Origin of the sequence: Hornefia butyriciproducens, assembly GCF_009695915.1 — a bacterium.
GTDB classification, from domain to species: Bacteria; Bacillota; Clostridia; order Peptostreptococcales; family Anaerovoracaceae; genus Aminicella; species Aminicella butyriciproducens.
In genome coordinates this window covers 88,782-113,800 of sequence record NZ_VUMZ01000001.1, presented here as the reverse complement: position 1 = coordinate 113,800, position 25,019 = coordinate 88,782, and the positions used below count along the sequence as shown (strand labels likewise).

19 protein-coding genes are annotated in these 25,019 nt (G+C 54.4%); 16 read left to right on the top strand and 3 right to left on the bottom strand.

Going from position 1 to position 25,019, the window contains the following annotated elements; all coding sequences use genetic code 11:
* Positions 1-40 precede the first annotated feature (40 nt).
* Together uraA and FYJ64_RS00495 are read right to left on the bottom strand one after the other, a co-directional pair.
* Positions 41-1,327, bottom strand: coding sequence for a uracil permease (gene uraA, locus FYJ64_RS00500; protein WP_154573295.1), 1,287 nt, complete (start codon positions 1,325-1,327; stop codon positions 41-43).
* An 82-nt stretch (positions 1,328-1,409) separates the two neighbouring features.
* Positions 1,410-2,333, bottom strand: coding sequence for a ribonuclease Z (locus FYJ64_RS00495; RefSeq protein ID WP_154573294.1), 924 nt, complete (start codon positions 2,331-2,333; stop codon positions 1,410-1,412).
* Between the two features lie 279 nt (positions 2,334-2,612).
* Here FYJ64_RS00495 and FYJ64_RS00490 point away from each other — a divergent pair, with 279 nt between their 5' ends.
* From FYJ64_RS00490 to FYJ64_RS00480, 3 genes are all read left to right on the top strand, one after another.
* Positions 2,613-3,794 (top strand): N-acetylmuramoyl-L-alanine amidase, encoded by a 1,182-nt coding sequence (locus FYJ64_RS00490; protein ID WP_154573293.1) that lies wholly within the window; start codon positions 2,613-2,615, stop codon positions 3,792-3,794.
* 174 nt (positions 3,795-3,968) lie between these two features.
* Positions 3,969-4,265: a DUF6110 family protein gene (locus FYJ64_RS00485; RefSeq protein ID WP_154573292.1), complete on the top strand. Its 297-nt coding sequence runs from the start codon at positions 3,969-3,971 to the stop codon at positions 4,263-4,265.
* On the top strand, positions 4,265-6,373 hold the full coding sequence (locus FYJ64_RS00480) for a heavy metal translocating P-type ATPase (RefSeq protein ID WP_154573291.1): 2,109 nt from the start codon (positions 4,265-4,267) through the stop codon (positions 6,371-6,373). The genes FYJ64_RS00485 and FYJ64_RS00480 overlap by 1 nt, the downstream gene beginning before the upstream one ends.
* Before the next feature lie 279 nt (positions 6,374-6,652).
* Here the strand turns inward: FYJ64_RS00480 and cysK are convergent, their stop codons facing one another.
* Entirely contained in the window at positions 6,653-7,585 is a 933-nt protein-coding gene (gene cysK / locus FYJ64_RS00475) for a cysteine synthase A (protein WP_154573290.1), read from the bottom strand.
* A gap of 453 nt (positions 7,586-8,038) precedes the next feature.
* Here cysK and mnmA point away from each other — a divergent pair, with 453 nt between their 5' ends.
* The 13 genes from mnmA (at position 8,039) to FYJ64_RS00410 (ending at position 24,938) form a co-directional block, all read left to right on the top strand.
* Positions 8,039-9,100, top strand: coding sequence for a tRNA 2-thiouridine(34) synthase MnmA (gene mnmA, locus FYJ64_RS00470; RefSeq protein ID WP_154573289.1), 1,062 nt, complete (start codon positions 8,039-8,041; stop codon positions 9,098-9,100).
* Positions 9,101-9,112: 12 nt separating this feature from the next.
* Positions 9,113-11,737, top strand: coding sequence for a translation factor GTPase family protein (locus FYJ64_RS00465; protein WP_328596970.1), 2,625 nt, complete (start codon positions 9,113-9,115; stop codon positions 11,735-11,737).
* A 17-nt stretch (positions 11,738-11,754) separates the two neighbouring features.
* The gene (locus FYJ64_RS00460) at positions 11,755-13,182 is read left to right on the top strand and encodes an aminopeptidase (RefSeq protein WP_154573288.1); all 1,428 of its coding nucleotides are present in this window, start codon (positions 11,755-11,757) and stop codon (positions 13,180-13,182) included.
* Between the two features lie 6 nt (positions 13,183-13,188).
* Complete coding sequence (gene nudC / locus FYJ64_RS00455; RefSeq protein ID WP_154573287.1) at positions 13,189-14,019, top strand: NAD(+) diphosphatase; 831 nt, start codon at positions 13,189-13,191, stop codon at positions 14,017-14,019.
* The gene (locus FYJ64_RS00450) at positions 14,016-14,927 is read left to right on the top strand and encodes an NAD(P)/FAD-dependent oxidoreductase (RefSeq protein ID WP_154573286.1); all 912 of its coding nucleotides are present in this window, start codon (positions 14,016-14,018) and stop codon (positions 14,925-14,927) included. Before nudC ends, FYJ64_RS00450 begins: the two co-directional genes overlap by 4 nt.
* 134 nt (positions 14,928-15,061) lie before the next feature.
* Positions 15,062-15,766, top strand: coding sequence for a UMP kinase (gene pyrH, locus FYJ64_RS00445; protein ID WP_154573285.1), 705 nt, complete (start codon positions 15,062-15,064; stop codon positions 15,764-15,766).
* Between the two features lie 16 nt (positions 15,767-15,782).
* Positions 15,783-16,337: a ribosome recycling factor gene (frr, locus tag FYJ64_RS00440; protein WP_154573284.1), complete on the top strand. Its 555-nt coding sequence runs from the start codon at positions 15,783-15,785 to the stop codon at positions 16,335-16,337.
* 97 nt (positions 16,338-16,434) lie between these two features.
* On the top strand, positions 16,435-17,157 hold the full coding sequence (locus tag FYJ64_RS00435; RefSeq protein WP_154573283.1) for an isoprenyl transferase: 723 nt from the start codon (positions 16,435-16,437) through the stop codon (positions 17,155-17,157).
* Between the two features lies 1 nt (position 17,158).
* Complete coding sequence (locus FYJ64_RS00430) at positions 17,159-17,959, top strand: phosphatidate cytidylyltransferase (RefSeq protein WP_154573282.1); 801 nt, start codon at positions 17,159-17,161, stop codon at positions 17,957-17,959.
* A 19-nt stretch (positions 17,960-17,978) separates the two neighbouring features.
* Entirely contained in the window at positions 17,979-19,121 is a 1,143-nt protein-coding gene (locus FYJ64_RS00425; protein WP_154573281.1) for a 1-deoxy-D-xylulose-5-phosphate reductoisomerase, read from the top strand.
* Positions 19,115-20,110, top strand: a complete 996-nt coding sequence (gene rseP, locus FYJ64_RS00420; protein WP_154573280.1) for an RIP metalloprotease RseP — start codon at positions 19,115-19,117, stop codon at positions 20,108-20,110. The genes FYJ64_RS00425 and rseP overlap by 7 nt, the downstream gene beginning before the upstream one ends.
* Positions 20,107-21,162, top strand: coding sequence for a flavodoxin-dependent (E)-4-hydroxy-3-methylbut-2-enyl-diphosphate synthase (gene ispG, locus FYJ64_RS00415; RefSeq protein WP_154573279.1), 1,056 nt, complete (start codon positions 20,107-20,109; stop codon positions 21,160-21,162). The genes rseP and ispG overlap by 4 nt, the downstream gene beginning before the upstream one ends.
* On the top strand, positions 21,159-24,938 hold the full coding sequence (locus FYJ64_RS00410) for a PolC-type DNA polymerase III (RefSeq protein WP_154573278.1): 3,780 nt from the start codon (positions 21,159-21,161) through the stop codon (positions 24,936-24,938). The genes ispG and FYJ64_RS00410 overlap by 4 nt, the downstream gene beginning before the upstream one ends.
* Positions 24,939-25,019 lie beyond the last annotated feature (81 nt).

The following is a 25,019-nucleotide window of genomic DNA, read 5'->3' as shown; positions in this document are numbered from 1 at the left end:
GATGATTTTTTGTTCGCCGGCCGGAAAACGGAGCCGGCGTTTATTTCTCCTCGTAATCGTTGGTGAGATGGAAGTGGTCCAGAACGTACAGGAGCAGTCCCATGGCCATGCCCACGACGGTAGCCAGACACATTCCGGTCAGCTTGACGGAACCGATCTGGATGTACGCGCCGGAGAGTCCGGTGATGAAGATGACCGAGGTAAGGGCAAGGTTGCGGGGACGCGCGTAGTCGATTTTTTCATCCACCATGAGCCGGATGCCGGAGGCCGCGATCATGCCGTAGAGCAGGAAGCTTACGCCGCCCATGACCGGCGCGGGGATGGTCTGAATCAGACCGGACGCCTTGCCGATGAAGGCCAGACAGATGGAGAACACCGCCGCGCCTCCGATGACCCAGACGCTGTAAACCTTTGTGATCGCCATGACGCCGATGTTCTCACCGTAGGTGGTGGTCGGAACGGAGCCGCAGAGACCGGACAGCGTCGTGGAGATTCCGTCTGAAAGCAGGGTGCTGTGGAGACCGGGGTCCTCCAGCAGATTTCTGCCGACGATTTCAGAGGTTACGACCTGATGGCCGATGTGTTCGGAAATCACCACGAGGGATGCGGGAATGATGATCAGAATCGCCTGCAGGCTGAATTTGGGGTACAGGAAATTCGGGAGAGCGAGCCAAGAGGCCTGAGCGACGTTGGAGAAGTCCACGATGCCTACCGCAAGAGCCAGACAGTAACCGACAATGATGGAAATCAGTATGGCGATGGCCGCCGCGAATCCGCGGAGCAGAACCTGTCCGAAGACCGCCATCGCAAGAGTCACCAGAAAGACAGCGGCGAACTTCGGGTCTATGCTGAAATCTTTGGCGCCGTCCGGGGCAACGATTCCGCCGTTCTGGGCAGCGTTCTTCGCCAGCTCCAGACCGATCAACGCCACAACCGGACCCATGGCGGCGGGGGGAAGGACGATGTCGATCCAGCGAACGCCGACGAATTTGATGATAACCGCGACGGCGATGAAAATCAGTCCGGTTATAACAAACCCGCCCAGGGCATATTGGTATCCAAGCTGAGGATTGTTAATGACCAGCAGAGCGGGAGAGATAAAGGCGAAACTAGAGCCGAGATATGCGGGAGATTTCCCCTTTGTGACAAAAATAAAGATAAGTGTGCCAACGCCGTTCATCAGCAATGCGATGGCAGGACTTATCCCGAGTAAGTATGGTACCAGCACGGACGCGCTGAACATGGCGAAGGTGTGCTGGATGCTGAGAGGAATGCCCCGCTTCAGAGGGACTCTTTCCTCCACCTGTATAATTTTGGAATCGTTCATAAATCCTCCGTTCTTTAATAGATTCTCACAGTATTTTTACACTCGAAGATATTATACTCATTGTGCTGATGTTCTGCAACGGTTATTTCGCGGGATCGTCCGGAAATCGCAGACTTTTTTTCATGCCGCAGTGTCCGGCGATGGAGTTTGGGAAAACACAGCGGGCGTTTTCAATCTGAGCTTCCGGATCTGTCAGAGATGGACTGTAATGAGTGAGCCAGAGCTCTCCGGCCCCGCATGACGCGGCCAGAGCGGCGGCTTCGGGAAAGGTCATATGCCCCCACTCCTTCGCTTTGTCAAGCTTGGCGTTGTCGGGATAGATCCCCTCCAGCACCATGAGATCGGCGCCTCGGCCATAGTCGCGGATGGATTCCGTCGGGCGTGTGTCGGTTGCGTAGACGACCCGGATTCCGCGGCGGGGCGGACCCATGACCATTTCCGGCGTGATGATCCGCTGACCGATTTCAATAGACGAACCGTTCTGCAGATGAGACCATATCTTTACCGGGATTTTCAGCTCGCGAGCCTTCTGCGGGTCAAAGCGGCCGCTGCGCCCGACGTAGACAGAGTAGCCGAGGCAGGGAATCCTGTGTTTCACTGGAAAGGGAGTGATCCGCATCGGTCCGGCGCTGAGGAACTGCTCTGTTTCGCCGCTGATCTCGCTGAGCATGACATCGAAGGAAAGGTCCGGTGCGATCACCATCAGGCCCTGGAGTATCCGGTACAGTCCCGCCGGGCCGCAGATGGTCAGGGGCTCCGTCCGCTCACAGTTGTTCATGGAAAGCAGCAGTCCCGGAAGTCCGGCAACGTGGTCGGCATGTACGTGGGTGATGCAGATGAGATCAATGGGCTTCAGATTGCACCCGGCCTCTGCCAGGGCAATCTGCGTGCCTTCACCGCAGTCGATCAGAACAGAATGACCTTCTGATCTGGCGTATAAACATGTGAGCCACCGGCCGGGAAGCGGTTTCATGCCTCCGGTGCCGGCCAGACATACATCCAGCATTGGAAAACCTCCAGTCAATCGGCAGTGTGACGAACAGACAACCGGCGCATACTGCAGTCTTTAGTGCGCCGTGATGCTGCGAAAAATCCTTTGTTAGCGCCCGCCAGGTCTGATGGAGACTTAGCGGGTATATCCTGATTATAGCATAAAAAAATTAAAAAAGGGCTTTAGGTTTACAATAATCTGTGATAGAATGGTTACAAAATCATATGCGATTGAAGCACTTTGGCTGAACGAAATGGGAAAAACAACAGGGGATAATTAAAGGAGTTTTACCAAATGAAAAAAAGAAGTGTAGTGTCGATCGTTCTATTTTTGTGTCTGGGAATGTTTTTTGTACTCCCGGAGACAGCGTCTGCCGCGACAAAAAATCTCGAAATGAGTCAGCTCTCTGTCACTGCGGCAACAACGACTTCTGTGAGCCTGTCCTGGAAGAAGGTCAACGGAGCCTACGGATACTATATTTACCGCGCCTCCTCAAAAAACGGCACATATCAGAAGGTCGCCGGTCTGAAGAAGGGAAAGATTGTCAAATATACGGATACGGGACTGTCGCCGTCCAAAACTTATTACTATAAAGCGAGGGTGAGATATTCAAAGAAATATTGTAAACCTGTAAAGGCTGCAACGAGGTCGGTATCGTTTACAGACGCGGAACCGGCGGTAACCGTGGCGGTTTATAAGTCGGGAAGCAGAGTGAAATGGAAGGCGGTGAGCGGCGCCACGAGCTACCGCGTTTACCGCGCGACCTCATCAGGAGGAAGCTATTCCAGGATCGGTACAACGAGCAGCTCCAAGCTGTATTACACCGATTACAGCGGCACCTCCGGAAAAACCTACTATTATAAAGTCAGAGCGGCGAAGTGGAAGAGCGGGAAATACACCTATTCCCGATATTGCTCCGCAGTGAAATTCAGGACAGTGTCACGGGTGTTTGTCGCCTGCGGACACGGAACCGATATTTTAGGCGCCTGGGACAGTGGCTGCACCTACAAAAGCATGTCGGAAGCGGGTCTGATGCTGCCCATCACCAAATCAATGGTTAAATATCTGCGGGCGTCGGGAGTGTATGTATACACAGATGCGGACGCGAACAACAATAAGAACATGCTGGCCTGCGTCAAATGGGCGAACAAGAAACGGATCAGTGCCTATATGAGCATTCACTGTGACTGGCGTTACGCGCCGACGGGAACTCTGCCCCTGTATAAGAGCAGTGCGGACAAAAAACTCGCGCAGGCGCTGAACAAGGGCGTCCGTTCCAATGTCAGCATTGCGACCCGCGGTCTGAGCTATCGCTGGGATCTTTATGAGCTGAGCGCGCCGAAGGCTCCGGCAGCCTGCATCTTTGAGACAGGGAGCATCAGTAAGGACTATAAGAAATTCAAGAAGCACGACGCCTACGGAAAGGGTCTGGCGAAGGGCATGTGCTCCTATCTGGGCGTGAAGTTCGCCGATTAGGAGCTGCGGCCCGCAGGTGGAATCCGCCGATTCGCAGGTTTGTGTTGACTAATCCGGAAAAAGTATTATATTATTAATAAAACAAAACAAGCGGGAAGGTCCATTTCGGACCTTTCTTTCTTTAAGAGACAAAGTTAGTCATGTCTAACTGTGCATTTGGAAAGGAGAAGAGATATGAATGTATTGGAAAAAATCGCATGGGGAGCGGGCGGACTGCTTCTGGGAACTGCTGGGAAAGCAATCTTGACCAGCCGGGATGCGAAGAAGGTTTACACGCACTGCACGGCTGCTGTGCTTCGTGGAAGAGACTGCATTATGGAAACAGGAGACGCGATTCGGGAGAACTGCGGTGACATTTACGCCGATGCCGAGGATATCAATCATGCCCGTTATGCCGATGCGGAGAAGCAAAAGGTACAGGAGGCTGAGGCGATTCTGGCCGCATATAAAGAGAAGGAAGCGGAAGCATAATGCAGTATCTGATACTTCACGAATCGAGACAGCGGATGCGTCTGCGCGTTCCGCGTCTGAACCTGACCCTCAGGGAGGCGGATATCCTAGAGGCTTATTTGAACAGTCTGAGCTTCGTGAAGAGCGCCCGCGTCCATGAGCGCACGGGTGATGCGATTGTGTTCTTTGTGAACAAAGGCGCAGGTCGGCCGGCGTTGCTGAAAGCGCTGGACAGATTTTCCTTTGTTGACGAGAGCATTGCTGCCCTCGCTCCGGAGCATTCTGTCCGGGCGATGAACCGCAGATATCAGGAGAAGATGACGGCGCTGATTCTGGGGAGGGTATTCCGGAGTCTGTTCTTTCCAAAGTCTCTGCAGATCGTATGGACGGTCGGGAAGAGCGTCCGCTTTCTCGGTATGGGGCTGAAATCCCTGTTGCGGGGGAGGCTGGAGGTTTCGGTGCTGGACGCTGCGGCGATTGCGGCTTCCATGCTCCGGGGCGACTTCTCCACAGCGTCTTCTGTGATGTTTCTGCTGCAGACCGGAGACCTTCTGGAGGACTGGACTCACAGAAAATCTGTGAACGATCTTGCCGGCGCCATGTCTCTGAAGGCTGACCGTGTATGGAAACGAACTGACGAAGGAGACGTGCTGACTGACGTGTCGGTAATTCGGCCCGGTGACAGAATCGTTGTGCGGACATCAAACGTGATTCCGCTGGACGGAAGGGTTGTTGAGGGAGAAGCCTCTGTCAACCAGGCGTCCATGACGGGTGAGTCGGTTCCGGTGATCCGCAGACCCGGCGGATATGTCTATGCCGGCACCATAGTGGAGGAAGGCGGCTGTGTTATTGAAGTCACCAGAGCGACGGGCAGCGGACGATATGATCAGATCGTCAGGATGATTGAAGAGTCTGAGAAGTTGAAGTCCGGCACTGAGGAGAGGGCGTTCCATCTGGCGGATCGCCTAGTGCCGTATTCCCTCGGCGGAGCGGCGCTGACCTGGCTTCTGACGAGAAACATCGACAAAGCGGTTTCCTTTCTGATGGTGGATTTCTCCTGTGCACTGAAATTGTCCATGCCGCTTTCTGTGCTTTCGGCAATACGAGAGGCAGGGGAGCATGATATTTCCGTAAAAGGTGGAAAATTTCTGGAAGCTGTGGCGGAGGCGAAGACGATCGTCTTCGACAAAACCGGAACGCTGACACACGCGACTCCTTCGGTTGTCGATGTCGTGACCTTTGACGGTACGGATGCGACGGAGGATCTGCGGATCGCGGCCTGTCTGGAGGAGCATTATCCGCATTCGATTGCCAACGCCATCGTCAGATGTGCCGGAGAAAGGGGAATACGTCACGACGAGATGCACTCTAAGGTAGAGTATGTAGTGGCGCACGGGATTTCCAGCAGGCTGGAGGGCCATGAAAAAGCAGTCATCGGCAGCTATCATTTTGTCTTTGAAGATGAAGGCTGCGTGATTCCGGAAAACAAAACAGAGAAATTCCGCCGCCTTCCCACAGAGTATTCACATCTGTTCATGGCCATCGATGGGCGTCTGAAGGCCGCGATATGTATCTTTGACCCCCTGCGCGGGGAAGCGGCAGAGGTGGTGGATGCGTTTCACAAGCTCGGACTGAACAAAGTCTGTATGATGACTGGTGACAATGAGCATACGGCATCCGCAATTGCGAGAAAACTGGATCTGGATGAATATCATGCGGAGGTGCTGCCGCGGGACAAGGCAGAATTCATTCAGAGGGAGCATGAAAAAGGGCGAAGGGTCATCATGATCGGAGACGGCGTCAACGACACGCCGGCGCTTTCGGAAGCGGACGCGGGAATCGCCGTCAGCGACGGGGCGGCTATCGCAAGAGAAATCGCGGACATAACAATTTCTTCCGACAGCCTGTGGCAGCTTGTGACCCTGCGGAAAATCAGCCGGGCCCTGATGAAACGCATCAATGAGAACTATCGGTTCATAATCGGATTCAACGCGAGCCTTATCGCATTCGGCGTGCTGGGAATATTGTCTCCGGCGACCTCCGCGCTGCTGCATAACGGTTCGACCCTCGTGACCGGAATCCGGAGCATGAGCAATCTGCTGAAGGAGGATGAAGATGAAAAAGCATAAATTTTTCGCGATGGCGACGATTATCTGCTTCTCTCTTACCGTTCTGACGGGATACAGGAAACAGTAGTCTGTCATCTTCTGCGATAAAATATATTGCAGAAAACGCATAAACAAAGTACATAACAAACGAGGCTGCCCGGAGGCAGCCTCGTCATCATTCTGAGGAGTCATTTATTATGAGTTTGTGTGAATCTATGTATGTCTGTGTAAGCTTGTAAGAGAAATATGAGTCATTTCTCTTTAGCGAATGCCTTAAGCGTTGCTTTTATTTGTTCGCATTCAGTCCTGAAACAGCGCCGTGGAGAGATATCTGTCTCCGGTGTCCGGCAGCAACACGACGATATTCTTGCCCTTTGCTTCAGGACGCTTTGCGATTTCAACGCCCGCCCATACTGCCGCGCCGGAGGAAATGCCGACCAGAACGCCTTCGTTTCTGCCTACCAGTTTGCCGGCTTCAAATGCGTCGTCGTTCTCGACGGTGATAATCTCGTCATAGACGCCGGTGTCTAGTACGTCAGGAACAAAGCCCGCGCCGATGCCCTGAATCTTGTGGCTTCCGGCTTTACCTTCCGACAGCACAGGGGAGGAGGCAGGTTCGACCGCGACGATTTTCACGTCCGGATTCTTTTCCTTCAGATATTTTCCGACGCCGGTGAGAGTTCCGCCGGTACCTACGCCTGCGACAAAGTAATCGACTTTTCCGTCAGTATCTTCGTAGATCTCGGGACCTGTGGTTTCATAGTGCGCTTTCGGATTCGCCGGATTGACGAACTGTCCGGGAATGAAGCTGTCGGGTGTTTCCGCGGCCAGCTCGTCGGCCTTGGCGATTGCGCCTTTCATTCCTTTTGCACCCTCTGTGAGCACCAGCTCGGCACCGTATGCCTTCATGAGCTGACGTCTTTCGATGGACATGGTCTCCGGCATTACGATGATGATGCGATAGCCTCTCGCCGCGGCGACAGACGCGAGTCCGATTCCGGTGTTTCCGGATGTCGGCTCGATGATTACGCTGCCCGGCTTCAGTTTTCCGGAGGCTTCTGCGTCATCGATCATCGCTTTCGCGATACGGTCCTTGACGGAACCGGCCGGATTGAAGTATTCCAGCTTCGCCAGAAGTCTAGCGTCCAGTTTCAGTTCCTTTTCAGTGTTTGCAAGCTCAAGAAGCGGTGTTTTTCCGATCAGCTGATCGGCGGATGTGTAAATATTTGCCATTGTTTTCTCCTTTGCATTATCTGCAGTATCTGCCTATGTGTAAAAATGTTCTGTTTCGGTGCGGCATGTCTGCCGCATCCGGCCATCTGCCTGCGAAGGCAGGAAAGATTCAGTTCCATTCAGTTAAACGCTGCGACATCGGAAATACGCTTCCATGTTGCGGAACGGCATTCGATTCATTTTTTATTACCCACCTTTCCGATATGTTAATGTGATTATACTCTGCGTATATTGCTTTGTCAACAGGAAAATGAAAAAACCACAGATATTTTTTGAGGTCTCTGCAGGTCGGATAAAGACCGCGGTTTCGGGATAAAACCGGCTCCGTCAATTTCCCGCCGAGGTTGACAGCCCGGCGCAGGCAAGGGTATAATTTATGGCATGTTCGACAGAGACGGCCGCATGTTCCGCGGAGCGTCTTCCGGACCGGAATATTAAGAGCAGGAGTATGGTATGAAAGCATTGATCGCGATGAGCGGCGGAGTGGATTCCAGTGTAGCCGCCTGGCTGATGAAGAACAAAGGATATGAATGCATTGGCGCTACGATGCGCCTTTTTGATAATGAAGAGGCGGGGATTTCCTGTGATCGGACCTGCTGTTCTCTGGACGACGCCGAGGACGCCCGTTATGTCTGTAATAATGTAGGAATTCGTCATTATGTGTTTAACTTCCGCGCGGATTTCCGAAAGCAGGTCATCGACCGGTTCATTCACTGTTATGAAGAGGGAGGAACGCCCAATCCGTGCATCGACTGCAACCGATTCCTGAAATTCGACCGTCTGTATGAGCGGGCGAAACTCCTGGACTGTGACGTGATCGTGACGGGGCATTACGCACAGATTGAGCGACGGGGAACTCGCTGGATACTGAAAAAGGCTGTTGATGAAAGCAAGGATCAGAGCTATGTCTTGTACACCATGACGCAGGATCAGCTGGCTCATACGCAGTTTCCCCTGGGCGGGCTTCATAAGACGCAGACCCGCGAAATCGCGGAGAGGCAGGGCTTTATCAATGCGAAGAAGCATGACAGTCAGGATATATGTTTTGTTCCGGACGGCGACTACAGCGCGGCGATCCGGCGCTTTACGGGAAAGGAATATCCTCCCGGAGATTTTGTGGACGTGCAGGGGAATGTTCTGGGCAGCCACAAAGGAATCATCAGTTATACCATCGGCCAGAGAAAGGGGCTTGGGCTGGCGTTGCCGGCGCCGATGTATGTGCTGGAGAAGAACGTGAGGGAAAACAAAGTGGTTCTCGGAAAAAATGAAGACCTGTTCCGGCGGGAACTGGAGGCAGAGGACTTCAACTGGATCGCATACGAAGAGCCGCCGGCGGAGCTTCATGTAAAAGCGCGGATCCGATATAATCAGAAGGAACAGCCGGCAGTCGTGACGCCTGTGGGGAAGGACCGGGTTCATCTCATGTTTGACGAGCCGCAGCGGGCGATTACCCCCGGACAGGCGGTGGTGCTCTATGACGGCGACGTGGTTGTCGGCGGCGGAACCATAATCTAGGGGGTGGTTTCTGTGGACGAACCGAAGAATGCGGAGCCGGTGAAACGGATATGCGCGGGACTGCTGGCCCATGTGGACGCCGGTAAGACTACCCTGTCGGAGGCGCTTCTTTACAAGGCGGGGGAACTCCGGAAGCCGGGAAGAGTGGATCACGGAGATTCCTTTCTGGACAGTGAACCGCTGGAGCGAAGCAGAGGGATTACGATTTTTTCCAAGCAGGCGCGGCTTTCCCGGAACGGGACGGACATCACACTGCTGGATACGCCGGGTCATGTGGATTTCGCGGCGGAAACGGAGCGGGCTCTGTCTGCGGTGGACTGCGGGATTCTGGTGATAAGCGCCAATGAGGGAGTGCAGCCGCACACCGAGACGCTGTGGAAACTGCTGCGGAGATACAGGATCCCGGTATTTATCTTTGTAAACAAAATGGATCTTGCGATATACCGGAAGGAGGAGATCCTCGGGGAACTGCGGACCCGGCTGGGCGTCGGCTGCGTGGACTTCCGGATGCAGAGCCGGGAGGCGCTGGAGGATGCGCTGACGCTGAACAGCGAAGCGCTGACCGAGGCGATGCTCACAGAGGGGACGCTGTCGGATGAAGCAATTGCGTCGGCTGTTTCCAGAAGGGAGATTTATCCCTGCTATTTCGGTTCTGCCCTGAAATGTGAGGGGATCGATGCGCTGCTGGACGGGTTGGTCAGATTCGCCCCGGCGCGCTCTGCGGGAGAAAAATTCGGCGCCAGGGTCTTCAAGGTTGCCAGAGATGAAAACGGAGAGCGGATTACCTTTGTGCGGATCACAGGCGGTCGGCTGGCGGTCAGGGACACGGTGGACGGCGGAAAAGTCCATCAGATCCGTCTCTATTCCGGTATGAAATACAGGACGGTGGAGCAGGCAGAGGCAGGTATGATCTGTGGACTGACCGGTCTGACCCTGACGAAAGCGGGCATGGGTCTGGGGGCGGAGGAGGACGCCGGAGAGGAAATTCTGGAACCGTTTCTGTCCTGTCATGTGAGGTTTCCGGACGGCGTTGATGCGCACCGCGGACTGCAGGATTTCCGGCAGCTTGCGGAGGAGGATCCGAAGCTGGACGTCAGCTGGGACGAGGCTGCGGGAGCGGTTGCGATACGGATGATGGGACAGGTGCAACTGGAGGTTCTGACGCATCTTGCAGAGGAGCGGTTCGGCTATCGCGTGGAGTTCGACTCCGGAAAAATTGTCTATAAAGAAACCATGATGCCGGAGGCGGAGACGGTGGAGGGAGTCGGACATTTTGAACCTCTGCACCACTACGCGGAAGTTCATCTGCTGCTGGAGCCCGGAGAGCGGGGGAGCGGCATGACGTTCCTCACGGACTGTCCGGAGGATGAGCTGGATCGGAACTGGCAGCGGCTGATTCTGACTCATCTGCGGGAACGGCAGCATCGCGGGGTTCTGATCGGCGCACCGGTGACGGATCTGAAGATTACCCTTGCGGCGGGGAAAAGTCACCAGAAGCACACCGAGGGCGGAGATTTTCGGGAGGCCACATACCGGGCGGTACGTCAGGGACTGATGCAGGCGGACTGCTGTCTGCTGGAACCCTGGTTTGAGTACAGGCTGGAGGTCCCCGCGGAAAATACAGGGAGAGCCATGGCGGATGTGAAGAGGATGCATGGAAGTTTTCAGGAGCCGGAGCGCGCCGGGGAAATGACGGTGCTCCGGGGGAAGGTACCCGTCTCTGAAATGAGTGAATATTCCCGAGAACTTCAGAACTACACCGGAGGCAGAGGACGGCTGAACTGTATTTTGTCCGGGTACGAACGCTGTCATAATGAAAAAGAGATCATCGAAGCCGCGGGGTACTGTCCGGAGCGGGATGTGGAAAATACGGCGGATTCCGTGTTCTGCTTCCATGGAGGCAGTGAAATCGTAAGCTGGAGGGACGCACCGGCGCATATGCACCTTCCGCCTGTTCTGGCACAGAAAGCGGCAGGACAGGATGCGCAGGGTACAGCGGCGGAGCAGCTGAGAGTCATGGCGCGGGAATACAGCCGGAGGGCGGCCGACGACCGGGAACTGATGGCGATTTTTGAACGGACATATGGTCCGGTGAAACAGAATCCCCTGACCGCACCGGGGGCGACTCGCCGGAAAAGACCGGAGCGGACCGGGTTTGAACCGGTGCAGAAAGAGGTAAGAAAAGTAAAGGCATCCGGAAACCGGAGACGGTTTGTTCTGGTAGACGGCTACAATCTGATTCACGCCTGGCCGGAACTTGCGGAGCTGGCGAAAACAGATTTCGGCGCATCGCGCGACCGTCTGATCGAGATTCTCTGCAATTATCAGGGTTTCACACAGGCCCAGGTGATCGTGGTCTTTGACGCCTACCGGGTCAGGGGAGGAACCGGTTCCCGGGAGCGGGTGCGGAACATCGACGTGATTTATACAAAGGAAGCGGAAACCGCGGATATGTACATCGAGAGGGTGACGCATGAGATTGCGAAGGAAAATGACGTGCGGGTCGTCACTTCGGACGGCCTGGAGCAGATGATCATATTGGGACATGGCGCGACACGGACATCATCGAGGGAGTTTGTTGAGGAAATAAGACTCATCGATCAGGCGATCCGTGATGTCATGAACACTGTAAACTGAGAGACTGGAGGACGAAAATGCAAAAGGACAATTCATGGGAACTGTATTCGGACGCACAGATTGAAGAGTGCGATTGCTTCTGCGAGGGTTATATGGACTTTCTGAGCCGCTGCAAGACGGAGCGGGAATGTGTCAGGCAGATTGAGAAGGATCTTGCGGAGGCGGGCTACCGGCCGATGGACGAACTGATCCACCGCGGCGAAACGCTGAAGGCAGGGGACAAAGTCTACCGCGTCAATATGAATAAGGCGGTGGTGATGTTTCATATCGGGAAGGAGCCCGTTGAAGAGGGAATGAACATTCTGGGCGCACATATTGATTCTCCGCGAATGGACGTCAAGCAGAATCCTTTGTACGAGGACGGCGGCTTCGCGTATCTGGACACGCATTATTACGGAGGAATCAAGAAATATCAGTGGGTGGCGCTTCCGCTGGCACTTCACGGAATTGTAGTCCGCAGGGACGGCAGTACCGTTGAAATTGCGGTGGGGGAGAAAGACAGCGATCCGGTGTTCTTTGTTTCTGATCTGCTGGTTCATCTGGCGCAGGAGCAGATGGAAAAAAAGGCGACGAAGGTGATCGAGGGCGAGGCCCTGGACATCATCGTTGGGAATCGCCCGCTGAAGCTGGAGGAAAAAAAGGACGATAAAGACAGCAGGAAAGAGAAGAAGGATCCGGTCAGGCAGGGGATTCTGAAGATCCTGAAGGATGAGTACCGCATCGATGAGGAGGATTTTGTCTCTGCGGAGCTGGAGGTTGTTCCGGCCGGAAAGGCGCGGGAAGCCGGTCTGGATCGAAGCATGATTCTCTCTTACGGACAGGACGATCGTGTCTGCGCATATACCTCTTATCAGGCTATGCTGCGGGTCCCGGAGGTGACGCGTACGGCCTGCTGCATCCTCGTGGACAAAGAAGAAATCGGCAGTGTCGGCGCCACCGGCATGCAGTCGAAGTTCTTTGAGAACACTGTGGCGGAACTGCTGGAACTCATGGGCGGCTATAATGAACTGACGCTGAAGAGATGCCTGGCAGCCAGCACCATGCTTTCCTCCGATGTCAGCAGTGCTTTCGATCCGACCTATGCATCAAGCTTTGATAAGAAGAACGTGGCGTATCTGGGCGGCGGTATGGTGTTCAATAAATTTACCGGTGCCCGCGGGAAATCAGGCTCCAACGACGCGAATGCTGAATACATCGCGCATCTGAGAGATATCTTCTTCCGGGAGAAGGTGAACTTCCAGACGGCGGAGCTCGGCCGTGTGGATCTGGGCGGCGGAGGAACTATAGCATACATTCTGGCTCTGTATGGAATGAATGTCATAGACAGCGGCGTCGCGGTGCTGAATATGCATGCACCCTGGGAAGCGACCAGCAAGGCGGACGTATATGAAACCTTGCGCGGATATGTGGCCTTTCTCAGAAATGCGAAAAGGGTACAGGGGTGACGGACGATGATTCAGGATATTGCGCCCCTGACGTTTCATAATCAATATCGAAGACGGCTGCCGGGACCTCACGACCAGGTTCTGATCTATCAGGGAGAAAGTGTGGCGGTGCTCCGCGGCGGGAACGGGGAGCTGAGGCTCCCCTCACGCGGAGATCTGGGGAATGCGGCAGATGAGGATTTCCGCTATCTGTTTGACATCAGCGGAATAGGATATTTCCTGTATCTGGAGAAGATGCCCCGGGCGTATCGGAATTCTGTGGAAAGCGTCAGAAAGCTCCGGCAGGAGAAGAACAAGGATATCTGCTATGCTGTCGCTACGGGTTTTCAGCTGTATGTATGGTATAGGGATAACCGCTACTGCGGGCGGTGCGGAAAAAGGACGGAGCATTCTCCGGATATGCGGATGCTGAAATGTCCTCACTGCGGAAATGAGATCTATCCTAAAATCGCGCCGGCGGTCATCGTGGGAGTGAAAGACGGGAACCGTCTGCTGCTGACCCGGTACGCCGGAAGAGCTTATAAAAGATACGCTCTCGTGGCGGGGTTCAACGAAATCGGAGAAACTCCGGAGGAGACCGTGCAGCGGGAGGTCATGGAAGAGGTTGGCCTAAAAGTCAGGAACATACGCTATTACAAAAGTCAGCCCTGGGGCGTTGACAGCGATCTGCTTCTGGGATATTTCTGCGATCTGGACGGGAGCGATCAGATACGTCTGGATCATGATGAGCTGGAGACCGGAGAATGGTTTGAACGTGAGGAAATTCCGGTGGAAGATGATGGGATCAGCCTCACCCGCGCAATGATACGGGCTTTTAAGGAAGGAGAAATCAAATGAAATACGATGTGATTATTATAGGAGCGGGAACAGCCGGAATGACGGCGGCCGTCTATGTGCAGCGAGCCGGACGGCATGCACTTGTTCTGGAGGGAAAAGGCTACGGCGGTCAGATCACCAACGCAGGAGAGGTGGAGAACTATCCCGGGATTCCGAGGATCAGCGGAATAGACTTCGGAAAATCGCTGTATGATCAGATGACGGCGATGGGAGCGGAGTTCCGTGTCGAGCGGGTGACATCTGTTACAAAGACAGGAGCGGGTTTTTCTGTGACTACCGGTGCGGGGAAATATGAGGCTTCGGCTGTGATTCTTGCGACCGGGGCGAAAAACCGGACACTGGGAATCGACGGAGAGACGAAACTGACCGGATCGGGCGTTTCCTACTGCGCTACCTGCGATGGGAACTTCTTTCGAGGTAGAGATGTGGCAGTAGTCGGCGGCGGAAATACGGCACTGGATGATGCTGAAATTCTGTCCGGCATCGCCGGCAAGGTATACCTGGTGCATCGTCGGGATTCCTTTCGCGGCGCGGCTGCGACGGTGCAGCGCCTTGCGGCTCACGAAAATGTGGAGTTCGTTCTGGAGAGCGTGCCGGTGTCCGTAAACGGCGGATTTGCGGTGGAAAGTCTGACAGTAAAGAATGTGAGAACCGGGGAGGATCGCGTTCTGGAAGTTGCCGGCGTGTTTGTCGCCATTGGACAGGAGCCGGACAATCAGGCATTTTCCAATGTGGCAGAGCTTGATCGCGCGGGATATATTGTTGCCGGTGAGGACTGCATGACGAGGACGGCGGGACTGTTTGCCGCCGGAGACTGCAGAACCAAGAGCCTGCGTCAGCTGACGACTGCGGCCGCCGACGGATCGGTTGCCGGTGTGGCGGCGGTGGCCTATCTGAATGCGCTGTAGCTTTTGGCAACTTTCCGATGCTTTTTGCAGTTAAGCTGTGAATTTTTGTACTGGATATGATATAATGACTTTACCGACTATCATTTTTCATATCGCCGGAATTCCGGTGACAGAAAGAACCGGAGGAAGGGCACATGGAACCGAAATACAAGAGGGTACTGCTGAAAATCAGTGGAGAGGCGCTGGCCGGAGAGACGAGGACCGGCATTAACGAGGATATGACCAACAAGGTGGCCCGAGAGATTAAACAGCTGATCGATCTGGGCGTAGAAGTTGCAATCGTGGTCGGCGGAGGAAATTTCTGGCGGGGCCGCAGCAGCAAGGATATGAACCGGGAAACAGCTGACTATATCGGAATGCTGGCGACGGTGATGAACTCTCTGGCGCTGCAGGACGCTCTTCTGGCGCAGGATGTACCGGCGAGAGTGCAGACCTCCATCGAGATGCGCAAGATCGCGGAACCGTATATCTGGCGCAGAGCTCTGAAGGAACTGGGAAGAGGCGAGGTCGTGATCTTCGGAGGAGGAATCGGAGAACCTCATTTCTCCACGGATACCGCGGCGGCTCTGCGGGCGGTGAACATCGGCGCAGACATGATTCTTCTGGCGAAGAACATCGATGCAGTGTATTCGGATGATCCGAAGACGAACCCTGACGCGGTGAAGTATACGGATCTTGCCATGAAGGATGTCATCGACAGGGGACTGAAGGTCATGGATCTGACGGCGGCTACGATTTGTATGGAAAATAATATGAGGATACAGGTTTTCGGCCTTGCGGAGGAAAACAGTATGGTTCGCGCAGTATGCGGCGAGAATATAGGCACTTTGATCAAATAGAGTTGGAGGTACGACAATGAGTCATTCACGGAAGAATATGGGCGAGAGAATTGAGAAAACCAAGTCCGTTCTGAAGGAGGAACTGAACACGGTAAGGGCGGGCAGAGCCAATCCTGCGCTGCTGGACAAAGTAATGGTGGAATATTACGGAACACCGACACCGCTGAAAAATCTCAGCAACATTTCAGTTCCCGAACCGCGGATCCTGATGATCACCCCCTTCGATCCCAAGTCTCTGGGTGATGTGGAAAGAGCGATTAATGCGGCGAATATCGGTATCACGCCGAACAACGACGGAAAGAACATCCGCCTGGAGGTTCCGCAGCTGACAGAAGAGAGAAGAAAGGAACTGACCAAGACCACCCGCAAGATGGGAGAGGATGCCAAGGTTGCCATTCGCAACCTGAGAAGAGAGGCTAATGATGCGCTCAAGAAGCAGCAGAAAGCCGGCGAAATCACTGAGGACGACCTGAAAGAGGAACTGGACGCGATTCAGAAACAGATCGATCAGGCGGTCAGCGATATCGACGAGATGGTCACGGCCAAGGATCGGGAGATCCTCGAGGTTTAAGTAACAAAAACTGGTTCGGTGTGGCTGCGGTTGCAGCCACATTGATTTATGTTGGAAGCGCCGCCTCGCGGCGGCGCTTTTCGGATATTGGAGAATAATGCTGGATTTAGACAGAATGCCGACCCACGTCGCAGTCATCATGGATGGCAACGGCAGATGGGCGAAAAGAAACAATGTGAGCCGGCTGAGCGGGCACAATGCCGGCATGAACGCCATGAAGGAAATCGTGCGCCGGGCTTCGGATCTTGGAATCCGCTATCTGACCGTATATGCCTTTTCCACGGAAAACTGGAAACGGTCAGAGGAGGAGGTTTCGGGGATATTCAGACTTCTGGTGAAGTTTGTCCGGCTGGATCTTGCGGAACTGGACGAAAAAAACGTCAGGGTCAGGGCTCTGGGGGATTACAGCGTAATTCCCGCGGCGGCGAAAAAAAGCCTGGAGGACACGCTGGAAACCACAAAGGACAACACGGGAATGCAGTTCAACATCGCACTGAACTACGGCAGCCGGAATGAGATCACCAGGGCGGTGAACAGCATCGTGCAGGATGTTCGGGAAGGTCGTCTTCAGGGAGAGGTTACAGAGGAAATGATCAGCCGACGTCTGTATACCGGAGAGGAATGCGGAAATGTTCCGGATCCGGATCTGATCATCCGCACCAGCGGAGAGGAGCGGCTGTCCAACTTCCTTTTGTGGCAGAGCGCCTACAGCGAGTTCATCTTCACGGACACGCTGTGGCCGGATTTCACGCCGGAGGAGTTTGAAACGCTGATTGAACGGTACCAGAGCCGTGACAGAAGATTTGGAGGACGAAAATAATATGAAGACGAGAATCATATCCGGATTTTGTATGGTCCCGCTGGTGATCCTGGTGTATCTGGGGAGTTACTGGCTGGCCGCGCTGTGCATCTTTATCGGTTTTGTCGGCGTGAGGGAGTTTTACAACGGATTTCGGAATATGGACATCCATCCGTCCATGCCCATCGCCGGCGTCGCGCTGTTCGCTCTGTATCTGATCAACGGACTATGGCCGGGGCAGCCGGTGCTGATCATGGGTTGGCTGACTGCAGTGATCATGGCAGGTTCCCTGTATATGTTCAATGTGGAAAAGAGGACGCCGACGGATGCGATGGCAACAATCATAGGAATTATCTATATCGAATTTTTCTCTTATCATTTTGTCCTGATCGATCAGAGCGGTCCTTATCAGATTATGGTATGGCTCTGTCTTCTCTGCGCTTTCGGATCTGATATCTTCGCGTATTTCACCGGGGTGTTCCTGGGAAAACACAAGATGACGCCGCATCTGAGCCCCAAGAAAACCTGGGAGGGCGCGGCCGGCGGCGTGATCGGAAGCGTTCTGGTATGCGGATTGTTCGGATATTTCCTGTGCCCGGAGTATCTGATCCATTGCCTGATCATCGGGTTTGTCGGCTCGCCGGTTTCCATGTGTGGAGATCTGACAGCTTCTGCATATAAGAGGAAGATGGGGATCAAGGACTACGGCAAACTGATCCCGGGGCATGGCGGCATAATGGACCGGTTTGACAGCGTCTTCTTTACGGCGCCGTTTGTGTATTACTATATTGCCATTGTAATGGTTCATTTTCAGCTGGGATAAGATGAAACAGGAGTGAGCGATGAAAAAGGTAACGATTCTGGGCAGCACCGGTTCCATCGGAACACAGGCGCTGTCGGTGATAGATGATAACCCCGGACTCTTTCAGGTCGAGGCGCTGACCTGCGGGCGCAATACAGAACTGTTCCGCCGGCAGATCGAACAGTATAAACCGAGGCTTGCCTGCTGTGAACGCCGGGAGGACGCGGCGGAGCTCGCCTGGGAATTTCCGGGAGTTTCCTTTGTTTACGGAGCAGAGGGACTGGAGGAGGCTGCGGTGTCGGACTGTGACATCCTGCTTAACGCCCTGATGGGGATGCGGGGCCTCGTTCCCACTTATCGAGCCATTGCCGCGGGTCATGACATTGCGCTGGCGAACAAAGAAACGCTGGTGGCCGGCGGAGCCGTCATAATGAACGCCGTGGAGGAAAACGGCGTAGCGATGCTTCCTGTGGACAGCGAGCACAGTGCGATTTTTCAGTGCCTCGAGGGAAACCGGGGCAAGAAGATCCGCAGGATCCTGCTGACGGCTTCCGGGGGACCTTTCCGGGACTGGACCGCGGAGAAACTGGCGGATGTGACGCCGGAGATGGCGCTGCAGCATCCGAACTGGAGCATGGGACGGAAGATTACCATCGATTCTGCGACCATGATGAACAAAGGCCTGGAAATGATTGAAGCCATGTGGCTTTTCGGCGTGGGAATCGATAAGATTCAGGTGCTGATTCATCCGCAGAGCGTTATACACTCCGGTGTGGAATTCGCAGATCGTTCTGTTCTGGCGCAGATGGGCGTTCCGGATATGAAGATCCCCATCAGTGTGGCGCTGGGATATCCGGACCGTCTGGAAACAAAAGGAGAAACTCTGGACTTCTTTGGAGCGGCTTCAGAGCTGACCTTCCGGCGGCCGAATCCCCGTGTGTTCCGCTGTCTTGATCTGGCGATTCAGGCTGCGCGGGCAGGCGGCAGCTGCCCGGTGGTGCTGAACGCCGCCAATGAGGTTCTGGTTCAGGCGTTTCTGGACCGCAGGATCGGATTCACCGATATCGCCGACGGTATCGAACGGATGCTGAATCGGCATGAACGGGTTGAGGAGCCTGAACTGGAGGAGATTCTGGAAATCGACGGGGAAACGAGAAGAGAAACAGAGAGTAGCATATGCTGACAATTATACTGGCAATTGTTTTATTCGTGCTTTTAATATTCCCGCATGAGCTGGGACATTTTGTCGCGGCGAAGGCGGTGGGCGTCCGCGTCAACGAGTTCGCCTTCGGCATGGGGCCTGCTTTGTACAAAAAACAGGGCCGGGAAACGCTGTATTCCATACGGGCGTTTCCTGTCGGCGGCTATTGCGCGATGGAAGGGGAGAATGAGGAATCAGACGAGGAAGACGCATTTGTCAACAAACCCGCATGGGCCAGAATCACCGTGCTCGTGGCGGGCTCGGCGATGAATGTGCTGATCGCGATTCTGGTTCTGTCCATAATGTTCGGCGTCATCGGTGCGGCGACGACAACCGTCGACCGGGTGCAGAAGGGAATGCCGGCGGCAAAGGCCGGCCTCTCCCGGGGAGACAGAATCGTTTCTGTAGACGGCAGGGAGATTCAGAAGTGGAGTGATCTTTCCACGGCACTGTCGGGGAGCGATGATACGCGCAGTATCACTGTGACGCGGAACGGAACTGAGAAAACGCTCTATGTCACGCCTGTGAAGCAGGACAGCCGGTATGTGATCGGTATTACGCCGATGGTGACACACAGTCCGCTACTCGCCGTCAGAAACGGAATCACGGGCTCCTGGTCGATGACCCGCAGTCTGTTCGGCGCACTGAAACAGCTGGCGACCGGTCACGTGAAGGCGGACGATCTTTCCGGTCCGGTCGGGATGGTTTCGCTGGTTCACCAGACGGAAAAGGCCGGTCTGATTAATTTCTTCTATCTGGTTGCGCTGATCAGTCTGAATCTGGCGATTTTCAATATGCTTCCGTTTCCTGCGCTGGACGGGGGACGGATCCTGTTCGTGATTATCCGGCTTTTTACCGGAAAAGCGATTACGGACCGGCAGGAAGCAGCGGTTCACGGTGCTGGGATGGCGCTTCTTCTGCTTCTGATGATCTTTGTTACATGGAATGATATTGAGAGGCTTCTGACATGAGTAAGCAGGTAATGGTGCGTGATGTCGCAGTGGGCGGCGGTGCACCGGTTTCAATACAGTCAATGACGAATGCGGATTCCCGGGATGAAAAGGGAATCTGTGAGCAGGTGGCCCGCCTGACGGATGCAGGGTGTGATATCATACGCATCGCTGTGCCGGACCGGGAGGCGGCGGAGGTTTTTGCGAGAGTACGACGGAAAACGGATAAACCGCTGGTTGCGGATATTCACTTCGACTACAGGCTGGCCATCGAGGCAATCCGGGCCGGAGCGGACAAGATTCGCATTAATCCGGGGAATATCGGAGACGACGACAGAGTAAGAAAAGTGGTGAAGGCGGCGAAATCGGCCGGGATACCCATCCGTGTCGGCGTAAATTCCGGCTCCCTGGAGAAGGATATTGTGAGGAAAAACGGTGGAGTGACGGCAGAGGGGCTTGCAGAAAGCGCTCTGAGGAACGTGAAACGTCTGGAAGATATGGATTTTGACGATATCGTCGTTTCCATGAAGGCCTCAGATGTCCGGATGAATTACGAAGCCCACAGAATTGCCGCTGCGAGGACGGAGCATCCTTTCCATATCGGAATCACGGAGGCGGGAACAGTGCGCCGCGGAAAGATCAAATCTGCGGCCGGAATCGGCGGTCTGCTTCTGGCGGGAATCGGAGATACAGTTCGTGTGTCACTGACCGCAGATCCTGTGGAGGAGGTTGTGTTCGCCAGAGAACTTCTGGAATCTCTGGGCATCCGGAAAAGCCGGTATGACCTGGTGTCCTGCCCGACCTGCGGGCGTACCGGGATTGATCTGGAAAGCCTTGCGGAAGAGGTTGACCGCAGGCTTTCAGCAATGGAAGATCTTCCGTCCGGTCTGAAGGTCGCAGTCATGGGCTGTGCGGTGAACGGTCCCGGAGAAGCGGCGGAGGCTGATTTCGGCTGCTGCGGCGGCGACGGGAAGGGCCTGATTATCGCAAAGGGAAAGGTAATCGCCACAGTCGCGGAGAATGAACTGGCAGAGGAACTGATCCGTGTGATCAGGGAAAACGGAGGGGTATGAACAGTTTATTTGAAAACAGCATCAACTGGGAGCGGTTCTCCGGTACAGACCGGGAGCAGATCCGGTGCGAGATCGAGGATGCTTTCGTCCATGGCGAGGACTATGGATTGAATGTTAGAATCGGTCTTAATTTTGTTATGTCCGCAGAGGAACAGAAAAAGGTGAAGGATCTGCTGGCGATGGCGGTACCGGATGCACTTTCGGTGAACGTATATTATGATTATGACTGGGAAAATCTGGCGACGGATCGGATGACCGCGCTTCGGGACCTGATTCCGATTCTGATCGAGCGGTGTGATTCCTCGATGACGAATGCAGTGAGGGCGGGCAGCATCGAAATCGACGAGGACTGCATACGTATCGGCGCTCTGGGACGGATTGCGACGGATCACCTGAACAGCTGCGCTGCGAGAGAACTCGAGGGTGAAGTGCGCCGTGCGATGAATCGGCAGTACCGCGTTTTGTTCTATAATGACGAGGAGAGTTACGACGAGGCGGAGAAAGCTCTGGAACAGCACGCCAGGAGAGAAATGAAGGAGCACGCCGCAAGGTCGGAGAAAGCCGTGAAGGCAGTGAAATCCGCACCCGCGCCGAGAGCCTTTACACTTGAAAAGAAAACAGATCGGCGCAGGGGAGGCCGCATGCTTCTGACGAAAAATCTGGGCGGGACTGTGACGCCCCTGAAAGATCTTCAGGCTGATACCGGAAGAGTGACAGTGGCCGGTACGATTTTTCATGTGGATACAAGACCGGTCCGGAACGATAAATCGCTGATCATGCTGCTGGTCACAGACAAAGAATTCTCCGCCAAGCTGAAATTTTTCATAAAAAACGACGAATGGGAGGAGATCGGCAATAAACTGAAGGCGGGAACGTACATCACAGCAGCAGGAGAAACGGAGTGGAACCGGTGGGATCACAGTCTGGACGTGATGGTCCGGGCGATTGAGATCGGAGAGGCTCCGCGCAGACAGGACAATTACCCGGGAAAGAAGAGGGTGGAACTTCACGCGCATACCAAGATGAGCGATATGGACGGCCTGAATGATGTGGATAAACTGGTGAAGACGGCGGCTGACTGGGGACAGCCGGCGGTGGCGATCACTGATCACGGCGTGGTGCAGGGATATCCCGATGCGCTTAAAGCGGCGAACAGTTGTACGGAAAACGGCAATCCGATCCGGGTCATCTTCGGTATGGAAGGATATGTTTTCGAGGACAGAGACCGTATCGACGAAGATGGAAACATCGACTACAAAGGAACCAAACAGGATCCTGTCCGCACCAGCCATATCATTCTTCTGGTGAAGACGCAGGCGGGAATGAAAAATATGTACAAGCTGGTTTCCACTTCTCATATTAATTATTTCTATCGCCGCCCGAGGCTTCCCAGGTCTGTGATTCAGAAGTATCGAGAGGGAATTATTCTCGGCTCTGCCTGTGAAGCGGGAGAGGTCTACCGGGCGGTCCGGGAGGGACTTCCGGAGGCAGAACTGGAGAAGATTGCGTCCTTCTATGATTATCTGGAGATCCAGCCGCTGATTAATGACAAGTTCATGATTTCCGACGATCGCTATCCGCAGGTCAGTGACTGGGAGGATCTGAGAAATATCAACCGCCGGATTGTCGCACTGGGTGAGAAACTGGGGAAACCTGTGGTAGCAACGACGGACGCCCACTACGATGAACCGGAATCGGCGATCTACAGGAATATCATTATGAAGGGTAAAGGCTTCAAGGATGCGGAAAACGGCGAGGGACTGTATCTGCGGACGACGGAGGAGATGCTGGAGGAATTCTCCTATCTCGGCGAGGAGAAGGCGTATGAAGTTGTAGTGGAGAACAGCAACCGTATCGCGGAAATGATCGACAGCGATATTCTTCCGGTGCCGAAGGAAAAGTGTCCGCCGAAAATCGAAGGGGCGGAGGAAACGCTTCGGACCACGTGTATGAGCCGCGCCCATGAAATCTATGGGGATCCGCTGCCCGAGCCGATTCAGGAGAGACTGGACACGGAACTGAATGCGATTATCAAAAACGGTTATGCGGTAATGTATGTGTCAGCGCAGATGCTGGTGAAAAAATCTCTGGAGGACGGTTATCTGGTAGGTTCCCGGGGATCGGTCGGCTCTTCCCTTGCGGCCACCATGGCGGGCATTACGGAGGTCAATCCGCTGAACCCCCATTATATCTGTCCGGAATGCAAGCATCTGGAGTGGGGAGATATGGATCTCTACGACTGCGGAATAGACATGCCGGAGAAGAACTGTCCGAAGTGCGGCACGGTTATGCGCAGAGACGGCTTCACCATCCCGTTCGCCACATTCCTGGGCTTCAAGGGAGACAAGGAACCGGATATCGACCTTAATTTTGCAAGTGAGTATCAGCCCAGAGCGCATCGGTACGTCGGAGAAATCTTCGGAGAGAAGAATGTTTTCAAGGCCGGAACCGTCGGAACCATCGCAGAGAAGACAGCGAAGGGCTTTGTCCGCAAATTCGCGGAAGAGACGAATAGGGAGATCACTGAGGTGGAAATCGATCGCCTCGCCGCCGGATGTGAAGGTGTCAAACGGACGACCGGACAGCATCCGGGAGGAATCGTCATCGTGCCGGACGACCGGGAAATCTATGAGTTCTGCCCGGTCCAGCGTCCGGCAAATGACTCGAAATCGGATATCACGACGACTCATTTTGACTACCATAAAATCGATCAGAATCTGCTGAAGCTGGATATTCTTGGGCACAATATCCCTTCTATGATCCGTCAGCTTCAGGACATGACCGGCGTAGACCCTCTGAGTGTCGATCTGTCGGACCGGAAGGTCCTGTCTTTGTTCAACGGCACAGAGGCGCTTGATATTAAAGATCCGGACTATCGTTTCACCCACGGGAGTTATGCGATTCCGGAGTTCGGGACGTCTTTTGTCCGCCAGATGCTGGATGACGCCAAGCCGGACAAGTTCGCGGATCTTGTGCGGATCTCGGGATTTTCCCATGGTACCGATGTCTGGCTGAACAACGCACAGGACTACATCCGCCAGGGGGTGGCCACCATGCGCGAGGTGATCTCGACACGTGACGACATCATGAACTATCTGATTCTCAAGGGGATCGAGAACGAAACCTCGTTCAAAATAATGGAGGACGTGCGGAAGAACCGGCCGCTGAAACCGGAGCAGCTGAAGGTTATGAAGGAGCACGGTGTTCCGGACTGGTACATCGATTCCTGTATCAAGATTCAGTACATGTTCCCCAGGGCGCATGCGGTGGCATATGTGATGATGTCCTTCCGTATGGCGTGGTATAAGGTGTATTATCCGTCGGAATTCTATGCCACAGTGTTTTCCAGTGATGTCACAAATTTTAATGCGGATGTTATTCTGCGGGGAAAACAGGCGGTGCTGGACCGGATGGATGAAATTGATAAAATGGGAAATAACGCATCGGCCAAGGAAAAGGATGAGAAACTGGTGCTGGAGATCGCCTATGAAATGTACGCCCGGGGCTACAAATTCCGGAACGCGCGTCTGGGCGCATCCAGAGCGCTGAAATTCTGGGTGGAGGACGGCGAGGTGCTGCTGCCCTACGCGGCCTTCAGCGGAGTGGGTGAGACAGCTGCCCGATCGCTGGCAGACGCTTATAAGGAAAAACCTTTCGACACCATTGAAGAGGCCATGAACAGGGCAAAGATTTCAAGAGCAGTTGTGGATGTGCTGAAGGAGCACGGAGTGTTCGGAGATCTGCCGGAGACTGATCAGCTCAGCTGGGCGCTGTAGGCCTGCGGGAAGTTTGAACAGGGTGAAACCGGCGCACCCGTTGTGCTGTTCTGCAGAAGTAAAGATGATATTATTTATGCA